The organism is Campylobacter sp. VBCF_04 NA7 (assembly GCF_027737405.1).
Taxonomy (GTDB): Bacteria; Campylobacterota; Campylobacteria; order Campylobacterales; family Campylobacteraceae; genus Campylobacter_B.
The window spans coordinates 126,655-139,967 of the sequence record NZ_JAOVTT010000004.1 but is presented as its reverse complement, the minus strand read 5'-3'; the positions used below and the strand labels follow the sequence as shown (position 1 = coordinate 139,967).

Annotated in this window: 15 protein-coding genes; 7 read left to right on the top strand and 8 right to left on the bottom strand. The window is 41.7% G+C overall.

The window, feature by feature from the left end; translation table 11 throughout:
- The first annotated feature begins 224 nt into the window (after nt 1-224).
- The 3 genes from lysM (at nt 225) to OFO00_RS05210 (ending at nt 1,667) form a co-directional block, all read left to right on the top strand.
- Nucleotides 225-647, top strand: a complete 423-nt coding sequence (lysM, locus tag OFO00_RS05220; RefSeq protein ID WP_270859298.1) for a peptidoglycan-binding protein LysM — start codon at nt 225-227, stop codon at nt 645-647.
- An 83-nt stretch (nt 648-730) separates the two neighbouring features.
- The gene (locus OFO00_RS05215) at nt 731-1,264 is read left to right on the top strand and encodes a type II secretion system protein (RefSeq protein ID WP_270865163.1); all 534 of its coding nucleotides are present in this window, start codon (nt 731-733) and stop codon (nt 1,262-1,264) included.
- A gap of 100 nt (nt 1,265-1,364) precedes the next feature.
- On the top strand, nt 1,365-1,667 hold the full coding sequence (locus OFO00_RS05210; protein WP_270865162.1) for a hypothetical protein: 303 nt from the start codon (nt 1,365-1,367) through the stop codon (nt 1,665-1,667).
- A gap of 78 nt (nt 1,668-1,745) precedes the next feature.
- Here OFO00_RS05210 and OFO00_RS05205 read toward each other — a convergent pair whose 3' ends face one another.
- The 4 genes from OFO00_RS05205 to rpmB form a co-directional block, all read right to left on the bottom strand.
- Nucleotides 1,746-2,186: a hypothetical protein gene (locus OFO00_RS05205; RefSeq protein WP_270865161.1), complete on the bottom strand. Its 441-nt coding sequence runs from the start codon at nt 2,184-2,186 to the stop codon at nt 1,746-1,748.
- A 146-nt stretch (nt 2,187-2,332) separates the two neighbouring features.
- Entirely contained in the window at nt 2,333-3,526 is a 1,194-nt protein-coding gene (gene argJ, locus OFO00_RS05200; RefSeq protein ID WP_270865160.1) for a bifunctional glutamate N-acetyltransferase/amino-acid acetyltransferase ArgJ, read from the bottom strand.
- Nucleotides 3,519-4,649 carry a potassium channel family protein gene (locus OFO00_RS05195; protein ID WP_270859293.1) on the bottom strand — a complete coding sequence of 377 codons (1,131 nt, stop codon included), beginning with the start codon at nt 4,647-4,649 and terminating at the stop codon, nt 3,519-3,521. Before OFO00_RS05195 ends, argJ begins: the two co-directional genes overlap by 8 nt.
- A gap of 18 nt (nt 4,650-4,667) precedes the next feature.
- A complete protein-coding gene (gene rpmB, locus OFO00_RS05190; RefSeq protein WP_270865159.1) occupies nt 4,668-4,859 on the bottom strand; it encodes a 50S ribosomal protein L28 in 192 nt (63 codons plus the stop codon).
- Nucleotides 4,860-5,009: 150 nt separating this feature from the next.
- Between rpmB and rpe the strand changes: the two genes are divergently transcribed.
- On the top strand, nt 5,010-5,651 hold the full coding sequence (gene rpe, locus OFO00_RS05185; RefSeq protein WP_270862519.1) for a ribulose-phosphate 3-epimerase: 642 nt from the start codon (nt 5,010-5,012) through the stop codon (nt 5,649-5,651).
- Entirely contained in the window at nt 5,648-6,445 is a 798-nt protein-coding gene (locus OFO00_RS05180; protein ID WP_270865158.1) for a 3'-5' exonuclease, read from the top strand. The genes rpe and OFO00_RS05180 overlap by 4 nt, the downstream gene beginning before the upstream one ends.
- A gap of 81 nt (nt 6,446-6,526) precedes the next feature.
- Here the strand turns inward: OFO00_RS05180 and OFO00_RS05175 are convergent, their stop codons facing one another.
- The 4 genes from OFO00_RS05175 to OFO00_RS05160 all read right to left on the bottom strand — a co-directional run bounded on the left by OFO00_RS05175 (nt 6,527) and on the right by OFO00_RS05160 (nt 11,856).
- A complete protein-coding gene (locus tag OFO00_RS05175) occupies nt 6,527-7,456 on the bottom strand; it encodes a formate dehydrogenase subunit gamma (RefSeq protein WP_270865157.1) in 930 nt (309 codons plus the stop codon).
- A 3-nt stretch (nt 7,457-7,459) separates the two neighbouring features.
- Complete coding sequence (locus OFO00_RS05170) at nt 7,460-8,011, bottom strand: 4Fe-4S dicluster domain-containing protein (RefSeq protein ID WP_270865156.1); 552 nt, start codon at nt 8,009-8,011, stop codon at nt 7,460-7,462.
- Nucleotides 8,012-8,020: 9 nt separating this feature from the next.
- Entirely contained in the window at nt 8,021-10,297 is a 2,277-nt protein-coding gene (phsA, locus tag OFO00_RS05165) for a thiosulfate reductase PhsA (protein WP_270865155.1), read from the bottom strand.
- Nucleotides 10,298-10,515: 218 nt separating this feature from the next.
- Nucleotides 10,516-11,856 carry a class II 3-deoxy-7-phosphoheptulonate synthase gene (locus tag OFO00_RS05160; RefSeq protein ID WP_270865154.1) on the bottom strand — a complete coding sequence of 447 codons (1,341 nt, stop codon included), beginning with the start codon at nt 11,854-11,856 and terminating at the stop codon, nt 10,516-10,518.
- Nucleotides 11,857-12,028: 172 nt separating this feature from the next.
- Between OFO00_RS05160 and rarD the strand changes: the two genes are divergently transcribed.
- Together rarD and OFO00_RS05150 are read left to right on the top strand one after the other, a co-directional pair.
- Nucleotides 12,029-12,904 carry an EamA family transporter RarD gene (rarD, locus tag OFO00_RS05155; protein ID WP_270865153.1) on the top strand — a complete coding sequence of 292 codons (876 nt, stop codon included), beginning with the start codon at nt 12,029-12,031 and terminating at the stop codon, nt 12,902-12,904.
- Entirely contained in the window at nt 12,897-13,310 is a 414-nt protein-coding gene (locus OFO00_RS05150) for a hypothetical protein (protein ID WP_270865152.1), read from the top strand. Before rarD ends, OFO00_RS05150 begins: the two co-directional genes overlap by 8 nt.
- The last annotated feature ends 3 nt before the right edge of the window (nt 13,311-13,313 follow it).

The window sequence follows — 13,313 nt, the reverse complement described above, 5'->3', positions numbered from 1 at the left end:
TTTAGGAGACGCTACCCTCCCCCTTACCAACCCCCACCCCTGTAAAACCTTAGAAGTGGCTAAATTTTAAAAAGCGTTGCTTTTTAAAATTTAGCTGGTTTTATTTTTACGGAAATGCTTCGCATTTTTGCATACGCACAGACAATAATCACAAATTTTCATTTTTTCAAATATTTACTATCTTGCGTTAAAATCACATTTTATTTTTCATCAAAGGAGAAAAAATGGGATTACTTTCATTTGTTGCAAATGCTGGTAAAAAGCTACTTGGTATCGGAAACGACGAGCAAAATGTCAAAGACGAGATTACCAAAAACCTCTCTTCTACCCCAATCGAGGGCTTAGATGTCAAAATCGAGGGCGATGTCGTTAAAGTAAGCGGAAACGCCGACAAGGAAACTCTTGAAAAAGCAGCTCTAATCGCAGGAAATGTAAATGGAATTTCAAGCGTAGAAATCGAAGGCGTCAATGAAGATAGCGAAGAGAACTACTACACTATCGTCAAAGGCGACAACCTTTCAAAAATCGCTAAGAAATTCTACGGCGATGCTAACAAATACCCTGTGATTTTCGAGGCCAATCGCGAAGTCATCAAAGACGCGAACCTAATCTATCCAGGTCAAAAAATCAGAATTCCAAAAATCTAAATTTATGGGCGCAAACGCGCCCTACTCTTTTTTTATTTTTCAAATTTTTGTATAATCACCCAAAATTTAGCTAGGAGCAGGTTATGAAAAACGCTTTTACTATGATCGAACTTGTTTTTGTTATCGTTGTTTTGGGAATTTTATCTAGTATCGCTCTGCCTAGAATGAACGCCAGCAGGGACGATGCCGAAATCGTGCGATTGATGACAAATATAAAGACCCTTACTAGCGATATCACAAACTACTACAACGCAAACGGCTGTCTTAGCAACAATCCAAATTTTATGAGCAATGTCGCCACATTTAGCTCAGCCACTGGTGGCGCGCACACAGGCAACGGCTCGTGCCTAGCTAACGGCGGTAGCGTGTCAATGCACATCAGAGTCACAAACAAACCTTGCTACGCCCTAACTTACGGCGTGAGCGAATACATGGGTGCTTGGGTGCGCGTAGATGGTATGAGCGCGGGTGCTTCAAATGCGTGCAAACTAGCGCACAATGAAGCCACGATGAAATCAATGCGCGATGTGAGTTTCACATACACAGACGAAACTGGCGCAAACAAAACAGCCAAAGGCACACGAATCGGCGGATTAAATCCGAATAAATTTAGATAAAATTTTTAAAATTTGGTGCAAAATTTTAAAATTCTAAAATTTTGCGCCAAAATTCTTTTGTTTTGGATAAAATTACGAAATTCTATCAAAAGGAGTTAATGTGCGAATTTTAATCAACGAATTTCCAGGAGACGGCTGTCCGCAAACCAAGGCTTTCGATGCAAAAGAGATTTTTTTAAACACAGCAAAAGACGATGAAAATCCTGGGAATTTCGTCGTTTCGATCTATGTGCAAAACCAAGAAATTGCTCTGTTTTCTTGCGCCAAAACGCCAGCATTTGAGGAATTGCAAAAGAATTTCAAATCAATGATTTTCAAAAAAGGCGTATTGGTGATAGATATCCAACTTAACTATCTCAATGGAAAAATGGTTTTAAAATCATCATCTTTTTGTGAAGTATGATTGAAATTTAGCGCAAAATTTTGAAATTTGCGTCAAATTTAACTACTCTAAAACTTTTATCACTATTTATTCGATATTTTATAACCAATTTCGAACTAACTTTCTTCTTTTAAATACAAAACACAAAAACGCAATCGCCAAAAACAAGGTAAAATTTTTGTATAATCGAAGCTCTTTTTGTGAAAATTTTACGATTTCTGCGTCTTTTCCACTATAAAATTTTAGAATTTTTGTTTTCTGCTCGTCTTCATAAACAAGCGCTTTGTAAATTTTATAAACATCGCCAAAACTTTCCTTTTTTACCCAAAATGTAAAAAAATAATTATTTTTGCTCAAATAACTAACTATCGGCTCAAATCCCAAATTTGGCTCTACGACCTTAATACAACTATTCCCAGCGTTATTTTTAATGCAGACATTGTAATATTTTCTAGGCGATAAAACCTCATCTCTAAAACTTTTTACCGCTATCTCCCCGATAGATGTTACTTTTCCTTCGATATATTCGGTATTTTTCAAATTAGTTTCTATATTAAACGATATAAAAAACAGCACCCCAGAAAACAAAATATAATAAATATTTTCCAAGATAAATTGTATAAATTTATTTGATTTCATAGATATTTTTCGATAAACCGCCATTACAGGCGCAAATTTCGCTAAATTTACGACCTGTAATCTGCGTTTATTTTGACATATTCATAGCTCAGATCGCAGCCATACGCGCTAAATTCGCCCGCTCCTAGCCCCAAATCGCATGAAATTTCAAATTCGGCCTTTTGCATAACTTCGTGCGCTAGCCTTTCGCGTTCCTCATCTAGCTCGCGGTGCGCGCTATCATACACAAGCGCGTCGTCGTATTTTATCACGAGTTTTTCGGCGTCGCACTCTATCCCGCACGCGCCGATTGTAGAGGCTATGCGCCCCCAGTTTGGATCCTCGCCATAAATCGCTGTTTTGACAAGCGGAGAATTCGACAAAGCCTTGGCAGCCTTTTTGGCTTCATTATCATTTTTCGCGCCAAAAACTCTGAATTTTACCAGCTTATTCGCACCCTCACCGTCTCGCACAAGCATTAAGGCAAGGTCGAGTGCGAGTTTTTTCAGCGCGGCACGAAATGCCTCTTTATCATAACTAGCGCGCGCACTGGTCGCTAGCATGACGGTATCGTTCGTGCTCGTATCGCCATCGACACTGACCCTATTAAAGCTATCCTCCACAGCCTCGCTTAAAAGCTCGCCCATATCAGAGTGCGGGATTTTCGCGTCGGTTAAAATATAGCAAAGCATAGTCGCCAAAGCCGGATTTATCATACCTGCACCCTTGCAAATGCCTGCTATGTGAAATTTCTCGCCACTATCTAAGCTAACTTCGTAAGCAAACTCCTTTTTTAGCGTGTCTGTCGTCATAATCGCCGTGGCTATGGCCTCAGAATCGCGCGCCATAAGGTCGAAATTTTTCGCTGCCGCTATGATTTTTTCTTTTTTTAAACGATACCCAATGACGCCGGTTGAACTCATCACAGGATTTACTAAGGGCGTAAATTTTGAAATTTCAGAGAAAATTTCATCTATATCGCCAATACCAGCTTCGCCGGTCATTGCGTTTGCGTTTTTAGAATTTATCAAAATGAAATTCGTGCGAAATTCCCCGCCGTTTTTCTCTAAAATTCGCCTAAAATGCGCTATTGGCGCAGCGGCAAATTTATTACTCGTAAAAATCGCGCTTATAGCAAACGGCTCGTCGGCTCTAATAAATCCCAAATCATTTCCGACCTTTTTAAAGCCAGAATTCAGCCCGCCAAAATAAAATCCGTCGATATTTTCTAGACCGTTTTGCAAAGGGGCAATTTTATACATATTTCATCTCCTGCGGTTTGTATTTGCTTCTAATTAGCTTTTTGGTATCCCTGATACCCTCGGCTGTGCCGATGACTAGCAATTTCGCGCCAGTGCCGATTAGATAATCCCCATCAGGCATAGCTACAAAGCGGTTGTTAGCTTCCTTCACGCCCACGATATTTGCGTTTGTCATCTCTTTGAGGCGGGTTTCTTTGAGGCGTTTGAACCTCATCCACGAAAACTCAGGGACTAAAATTTCTTCGATATCAATCGGAGAGTCTTTTTGATAAACGAGGCGTTCTAGGATATTTTCCATATCTGGGCGCACGCTAATCGCCGAAAGACGCTGTGCGGCGAGTTTGGACGGCAATACGACAGAATTTGCGCCAAGTTTTTTGAGGCGTTCGCTGTCGCTGTCGCTGTCAGAATTCGCCATGATAAAATACGGCGTAATACGCCCTAGCTCTTTTTCATAAAGCCTAACAAGCGTGATAATAGCGATATTATCGGCTAAATTTGGACTTAGCGTGATTATGGATTTTGCGCTTGAAAGGTGTGCTTTTAAAAGCGTTTTTTGCTCGTGCGGATCGCCGATTATGTAGTATGGGTATAAATTTTCATCAGCGCTTTTTGCCAAATCTGGGTTTGGATCAATGACGACAAATGGGATATGATTGGCGCGAAATTCCTTCGCCAACTCCGCACAATACGAGTTGTTATAGCATATAATGTAGTGATTTTTGAGCCTTGCGATATTGTTTATCATAGCTTGCTCCCTGATTAAATTTTGCAGTGTTCCTTTTTTGATAACTTCGACGACGACACCCAGACAAAACGAAAATGTCCCAAAGCCCATCAAAATAAATGCGATTGTAAAAAGTCTGCCAGCAGGCGGGATTGGCGCCACCTCGGTAAATCCGACGGTGGTAAATGTCATGCCTGCTTGATAAATTGCATCAACTAGCGAAAATCCAGCGGTGAATATATAGCCCAAAGTCCCCACCAACTGCATTAAAACAATGATAATTAGTGGAAGTCTAAATGGGCGTAGTTCGTCGTAAATTTCGCTATAAAGGTTAATGTCCGGTTTAGTAGAGCCGGACCAGTTGAGGAATAATTTTATTCTGCCTAAAATAGACATAAATTCCTCTTTTTAAGGTTATTTTGATTGTTTTTTCATTGTTCTTAGAGTTGAAGCAGCTACTTTGATTTTTCTTGTAGTGCCGTCTTCTAGCTGAACGCGAACTGTGCGTAGATTGACTTGGAATTTTTTCTTAGTTCTGTTGTTTGCGTGGCTTACATTGTTTCCTACCATCGCACCTTTGCCAGTGATTGCGCATCTTCTTGCCATAATAAATCCTTATAATTTGAAAATAAACGGCGATTATATCTTAAAAAATTTCAAAATTTGCTTAAATTATACAAAGTATTAAATTTAGCAAAATTTATGAGAAAAATTAGTAAAATTGCGGGTTTTATAAATTTGATAAGGAAATTTGATATGTATGTAGCCCCTAGTATTTTATCGGCTGATTTTGGCAGGCTTAGCGAAGAAGTGCGCGCAGTATGCGATGCAGGAGCAGATCTAATCCATGTCGATGTCATGGACGGACACTTCGTGCCAAATCTCACAATCGGCCCACTTGTCGTAAATGCCGTAGCCAAGGCCTCTACGAAGCCTCTTGATATTCATTTAATGGTGCAAAATGTGCCGTTTTTCGCTGATTTGTTTTTGCCACTAAAACCGAAATTTTTAAGCTTTCATATCGAAGAAGAAAAACACCCTTTGCGCTTGATAGATCATATCCGCAAAAACGGCGTCAGCCCCGCTATCACGCTCAATCCACACACACCAATTAGCGCGCTTGATTATATCATAGACGAGGTTGATATGGTGCTTTTAATGAGCGTAAATCCGGGCTTTGGCGGGCAAAAATTTATCCCCTCAGCCTTGCGTAAAATTTCAGAACTTAGAAATTTGATCGAAAAACGGGGCGCGAAATGTATGATCGAAGTCGATGGTGGCGTAAATGGACTAAATGTCGCCGAGCTAGATAGCGCAGGCGCAGACATCGTCGTGGCTGGAAATTTCGTATTTTCATCAAACGATTACAGCGAAGCTATCAAAGCCCTAAAAGTATGAGCCAAGACAGCAGAAAAGGGCTTGATAACCTAATCGAACTTTTGGCGCAAAAAAGCATAAACTACCACGATTTTATCGCCAAAGCGCAAAAAATCGAGCTAATTGCGGAGCTTTTTGAGCCAAAAGATTTTAGCATGTGGCGCGCCATGGGGCTAAATGTCATCAAGCTAGACAACGGCAAAATCACGCTCAAAACCCGCGAAACCGATATCGAGGACGAGATTTTTTGCTTTGTGGATATCGAGACAAGTGGCGGGCTAAGTAGCGGTCAAATCATCGAAATCGGCGCGATAAAGGTGCAAGGCGGGCGAGTTTTGGATAGATTTGAGAGCTTTGTCTATGCAAATTTCGTGCCAGAGGGTATCACCGAACTAACCGGAATTAGCGCAAGCGATTTAGTGGGCGCACCAAGCCTAGCTAGCGTTTTGGAGCGGTTTAGATTGTTTTTGGGCGACGCGATTTTTGTGGCGCATAATGTCAAATTTGATTATGGTTTTATCGACGCAAGTATGCAAAAATGCGGGTTTGGCATGCTACTAAACCGCAAAATTTGCACCGTCGAGCTAGCGCGTCGCACGATAGAGTCGCCTAAATACAATCTCGGCGCGCTAAAAGAGCTTTTGGGTATCGAAAACACCCACCATAGGGCTTATAGCGACGCTATTTCGTGCAAGGAAATCTTCGCTCACGCCATAAGCGCACTTCCATGGAGCGTGCAAAGCACAGAGGATTTGATACTATTTTCCCGCACAGCAGGGCTGAAAAAGCCAAGCGCAACAGCGAATTTAAACTAAATTTTACCCACAAATTTCACGCAAAATTTCGAAATTTTAAAAGAATTTCCGAATTTAGCCAAAGCCAAATTCGGATTGATTTTATAGATTTTTGTATTGACTCTCAAACTGAGATTTTTGCATTTTGCCCTGTTTTACGAGGTTTTGATACCAGTAATTGTGGAGCAAATAAATTTCTTCTTCGCATTTATATCCATCGATCATCGATGAAATCGCACCTTTGACACCGAAAACCGACATATAAATATGCACGATGAAAAACACCACGCAAACAATACCCAAAATCGTGTGAAGCGTCGCGCTAAGGCGCAAAGCTTCAAGGCCGTTTAAGCCTAAAATTTGCGTGCTAGAAGCCGCGTAATAGTCGCTAAAATACATTAGCGCGCCACTTGCTATCATCACGCCTCCGCCTAAAATCGCGACCCAAAACCACATTTTTTGCCCTGCGTTAAATTTGCCAGCTGGGACTGGTTTTTTAGCCTTGCTTAAATATCCGCCCAAAATCGCTAGCCATTTTATATCATACGCGCTTGGAAACATTTTTACTACCCACATTAAAAACATCGGGATTATCGCTACGCCAAAGCCGATTGTGGCGATTTGGTGCAGGCATTTGCAAACCCCAGCGAGCCCTCCGCCAAAGCTTTTGCCAAAGAGCATTATTAGCCCAGTTGGCACCAGCACTACCCACGAAATCGCAGCGACGAAGTGTATCAAACGCTCAAATCCACTAAATGCTAAAACTCTCTCTCCGCTATGCGAAAATTTCTTTGATCCAAAGACAAAATAGTGAAAAGCAAAAATAGCAACTAGCGCAACTAGCGCGATTAAGGCGATTTTGCTAGCCCCACTTTGCAAATTTACAAATAATGGCGCGTATCCACTAGCATATGTATCAGGCGCGCTAAATTTCGACTCTTCCCACAGCGAGGTCGAACCTACGCTAAAATTTTCAGCCCACGCAAATGAGCTCAAAACCAAACTCAAAAATATAAATTTTATCTTTTCCATAATCTATCCTTTGTAGTTCTCAATCACGCCAAGTCGCGGTTTTAAGCCCAAATTTTCCTTTGGATATTTTACGCCAGAGGCTAAAATTTTAGCTACGGCTGAGTTTTCATCGTTCGCATCGCCAAAGATTAGCGCATCTGTCGGGCATACGCTCACACAGGCTGGATTTTCGCCATTTGCTACGCGGTTATCATAGCAAAATGTGCATTTATCAACTTTGCCTGTGGCTGGATTGACATATCTTGCCTCGTAAGGACATGCCAAAATGCAGTATTTGCACCCTATGCACTCTCTCTCATCTATCATCACCACGCCGTCAGCGGTTTTAAAACTCGCATTTGTCGGGCAGACGCTCACGCACGGGCTTTCTTCGCACATTACGCAACTTTGTCTTTTTATATCAAGTTTCAAATTTGGAAAAACACCGCTACTAACGCCGTAAATTTCAAGCCTACTAACGCCCTCGCCTACGCCGTTTTCGTTCTTGCACGCTACCACACAACCTTGGCAACCTATACATAAATTTTCATCATGAACCATTACAAATTTTTTCATTTCACACCCTTAAATTTTAACTATATCAACGCCGATATTTGTAACCATTGTCGCGCAAACAGCCCCTGCTTTGGGATCAAGAAGCACGCTATCGTTCATTCCTAGACCCTCTGCCCGTCTCATACCGCTTCCTGCGTGTCCAAAGCCATGATAGACAAAAAGCGTATCATCTCTAATACCCTCGGTTACGAAAACTTTGACCTTTTGTTCGCCAAATTCGTTTTTGACTAGCACCAAATCGCCTGTTTTTAGCCCCTCGGCCTTAGCCGTATTTGGGCTAATCCAAAGCGGTGATTCCTTTGTCATTTCGTTTAAAATTTTGACATTTTGTGTGTGGCCGTTTGTGTGAGTGGCGATTTTACCGCTTGTGAGGCAGTATTTGTGGCCGTTATAAACATCCATATCGTTTGCGTTGATACAGCCTTCCCCTGGGAAAACTTTTTCAACTTGTTCGCTAAAAAGCTCGATTTTTCCGCTTGGAGTTTTGCATTTCATCTGCGAACTCATAAGCCCCATTTCATCAACAAATTCAGCTGCTTGTGGGTATTTTTCAACAAATTTAGCAACATGCTCTTTTTCTAAATAATACACTTTTGGCACTTTCCAAGTTACATATCCGTCTTTCATCAAATTTGCGATTAATTCGACATTTCCCTTAGCTTGTTGCATACGAAATTCATTTATATCCTTCCAAGTATAAAGCTCGTCGATTTTCATAACTCTGGCTAATTCTCTAAAAATTTCATACGCGCTTTTTGTCCCACCGATTGGCTCGATAACCTTATTTCGCATGACAAATCCAGGTGCGGTGCCGCCTTTGTTTTGGATACTCTCATCGCGCTCTAAATAACTAGCCTCTGGGAAAACCACATCGGCTAAATTTGCGAAATCGCTCATATAAATGTCCGTAACCATGATAAAATCGAGTTTTTCTATCGCTTTTAGCGTCGTGTTTGTATCGGCGACATTGATTAGGTGGTTAAATCTCGTGCTTACCCAGCCTTTGACAGGGTATGGTTTTTCGCTCAAAATTGCCTTTGGAATTTCCATTAAAACGCCGTGTTTGCGTGGCATAAAGAAATTTACGCTACCTTCTTCAACACACCCGTCAATCCTAGCCGTTTTTGGAATTTTAAAATTTTTATCAGGATCGGCGATAGTCGGAAATAGCTCTTCTTTGCAAAGCTTATTAAATACTTTTGAATCTTTACTATAATAAATTCCGCCTTTTTTCTCGACATTTCCCATTAGCGCATTTGCTATTGCTATGGCCCTTGTGCGCTGATACTCTGCCCTTGTTGTGGTGGTTTTATGACCCCAGTCGATAATGACTTTTGGCGCAGCGGCCCAAATTTCATCTGCGATTCGCTCGACATCAGCTGCTTTTATGCCGGTGATGCTCTCTTGCCATTTTGGCGTGGTTTCTTTGGTCGCTTCGATGACTTGCTCGATTCCAGTGGTAAATTTTTCGACAAATTCTTTGTCGTATTTTCCGTCCCTAATCCAGACATGAATTAGCGCCATTACAAAGGCTAAATCGGTGCCAGGTTTTACTGGGAGCCACTCATCAGCCTTGGCTGCAACCACGCTAAAACGCGGTTCTAACACTAGCAGTTTTGCGTCTTTTTTCGCGGCTGTTTTGGCTAGCTTTTTGGTTTTTGAAATATCAATTCCTTCGAAAAGATTGTGGCCGAAATTTACGATATATTTGGCATCCCCATAATCCCTTTGCATGTCAGAGCCGAAAGTATGCGGAAGCGCGATACGATACGCCACAGGACAGCACGACCAGTGTGAGTAGATATTTGGGCTACCATAGGCACAGGCGAAATTTATCATTTGGTTGTGATTTTCGCTAGCTTTGGAGGTGAAAACGACGCTTTGTGGGCCGTATTTTTCGGAAATTTCAGCGAGTTTATCAGCGGCAAATTTAAACGCCTCTTCCCAGCTTACTTCCTTCCATTTGCCTTCCCCACGCGCACCCACGCGGATTAGCGGTTTTACGAGTCTTTGATCATCGTAGAGTTGATTTACACCTGCGCCACCTCTGGCACAAACCGAGGTTTTGTTGCCAAATTTTGGATTTCCTTGAATGAAAACCCCCTTGCCGTCTTCTACTCTAACCTCAATCGGACAGCGCGAAGAGCACATTTCGCACACACTTGCGACCTTTTTGCTCTCTTTGCCGAGCAAATCAGCCGTATTTGCGCCTGCTTGGAGCTTAAAAGCGGCTAGTGTGCCGATTCCTGCGCTACCTTTGAGAAAATTTCGTCTTGATTTATCCATATCGTATCCTCCTTGATAATTGGATACGAAATAATAACAAAATAAAATTTAATTACTACTTATAAACCCGGTGATTAAATATGCGCTAAATTTAGAATTGCTGAGTAGAATTTTTAAAAATATACAATTTTAATAAACATAAAATTTAACCATTAAAAAAGCCAAATTCACCAAAAATGGCAAATTTGGCTTATAGGCAAAATTTAAATTTTAAAATTTTACTCCACTGCCTTTAAATTATCAGCGATTACAAAGGCAAGTTCGAGCGCTTGATCTGCGTTTAGGCGCGGGTCGCACTGGGTTTCGTAGCGCTCTTTTAGCGTCTCTTCGGTTACATTAAACGCCCCACCTGTGCATTCTGTGACATCTTGGCCTGTCATTTCTAGGTGGATTCCGCCAGCTTTCGTGCCCTCGGCCTTATGGATTTCAAAGAAGCTTTGAACCTCTTTTAAAATCATATCGAACTCGCGCGTTTTGTAATTGCCCGCTTTGACGGTGTTTCCGTGCATAGGATCGATACTGTATAAAATTTCCCTGCCCTCGCTTTTTAGCTCGCGCAGTATTTTTGGCAGTCTATCGCCGATTTTATCCGCGCCCATGCGAATAATGATATTTAGCCTACCAGCCTCGTTTTCTGGATTTAGCGCATCAGCTAAGCGCAAAATATCCCCTGCACTAGCGTTTGGTCCGATTTTTACGCCGATAGGGTTTTTGATACCGCTCATAAAATGCACATGCGCATCACCAACTCCCCTAGTGCGCTCGCCTATCCAAACCATGTGCGCCGAGCAGTCATACCAATCCCCGCTCGTGCTGTCTATGCGCGTAAGGCACTCTTCGTAATTTAGCAAAAGCGCCTCGTGCGAAGTGTAAAATTTCGTCTCATTTAGCGTTGGCGCGCTTTGTGTATTTATGCCGCATGCGTCCATAAATTTCAGCGCATTTGAGATAGAATCGCTTAGGGCGTTGAATTTCGCCTGTAACTCAGCCCTTTTCAAAAAGCCCAAATTCCACTTATGCACCTCGTGCAGATTGGCTAGACCACCGCGTGAAAACGCACGCAAAAGGTTCATTGTAGCCGCACTTTGGTGATATGCCTCGATCATACGCTCTGGATTTGGCACGCGCGCAGCCTCATTAAACTCAAAGCCATTTATGATATCGCCACGATAGCTAGGAAGCTTCACACCGCCGACCTCTTCGTAATCGCTACTGCGAGGTTTGGCAAACTGACCTGCTAGGCGTCCGACCTTTACGATAGGCTTGCCAGCGGCGAAGGTCATTACAATCGCCATTTGGAGCATTACCTTAAACATATCGCGGATATTGTTTGCGCTAAAATTTGCAAAACTCTCAGCGCAATCTCCACCTTGAAGCAAAAACGCCTCGCCCTTTGTGGCTCTGGCAAGATCGCTTTTTAAAGATCTGACCTCGCCAGCAAAAACTAGTGGCGGGAAGTTATAGAGCCTTTCTTTGACGGCCTCGACTGCGCCCATATCAGGGTATGTGGGCTGCTGTAAGATATTGAAATTTTTCCAAGACGATCTATCCCAACTCATAAATTCTCCTTTTTTTGGTTTTAAAAATTTTGCCATTATACCTAAATATGACTAAATTTCATTTCAAAAATATAAATTTACTCCTAAATTTCACGCCAAAAATAAGCAGTTATTAATCAATTAAATTTTAAAATGCAAGCCTTTTAAATCAATCACAAATTTAAGGAATTTTATGAAAGACGACCGCACAAAAGGGCTAATAATCGCGTTTTTGACCTTTTTTATGTGGGGTGTTTTTCCGATTTATTTCAAATTTATCCAAGATGTAGATGCTACGCAAATTTTAGCACACAGAATTTTTTGGTCCTTTGTTTTGCTTTTTTTATTTTTGTTTTTTACAAAAAAGCTAAAAAATATCTCGCTTTTGTTATCAGATCGCAAAAAGGCATTAGCACTTCTTTGCACAGGCTGTTTGATTAGCATAAATTGGGGCATTTTTATCTGGGCGGTAAATTTGGGCGATATTTTATCCACGAGCCTAGGGTATTTCATAAACCCCCTATTATCGGTGCTTTTAGGCGCAATTTTTCTAAAAGAAAAGTTAAGCGTAGCAGGGAGGGTTTCGCTATTTTTGGCGTTTTTAGCGATCTGCGTGCAAATTTACGCACTTGGCAGACTACCATTTGTGTCGCTGATTTTGCCGACAAGTTTCGCATTTTACGGATTAATTCGCAAAAAAATCGCCGTGCCTAGCTTCGAGGGGCTGTTTTGCGAGACCACGCTCATGCTCCCGCTCGCGTGCGCGTATTTGGGGTTTTGCGCATATTCTGGCACTAGCGCATTTGGGGCACACAGCACCGGCGCACTGCTCGCATTTAGCGGAGTTATCACGGTTTTGCCACTAATTACCTTCGCGATTTCGACTGCATATCTGCCACTTTCGACAATCGGATTTATGCAGTATATCAGTCCTTCGATGAGCATGCTAATCGCTGTGTTTTTATACGGCGAGGAGCTTAGTTTTTACAAAATTTTTAGCTTTTCGCTCATTTGGCTAGGGCTTGCGATAGTGGGATTTGATAGCTTAAAAAGGAGGAAAAATGGTTAATATAACGCTGATTTTGGCGGTTTTTTTGATAGTAGGTTTTATCGTTTATTCGCAGGTAATGCGCGCAGCCTCGCGCGCTGATATGATAGAGGAAGTGCCAAATAATGCCAAATATCTAAGCTTTTGCGACATACTTGATGGCGAAATTTTAGCTTTGCAAAATTTAGAGCTAAAAGATGAGAGCCAAAGGGACGAAGCACTCGATGAAATCGCAAATCTTAGCAAGGAATTAGTCTTTATCCAAACCATGCACAAAAGCAATCAAAGCCCCGAAATTTGGGAGGAAAAGCTCTTTAAATTTTTGCAAAAATGCGAGGGTGTGATTTTAAAATACGCCAAAGAGGGCGAAAAAATCGCCGATAATTGGCGCGAAAAACTAGGAAGTGAGTTTGCGAAATTAGTCTAAATT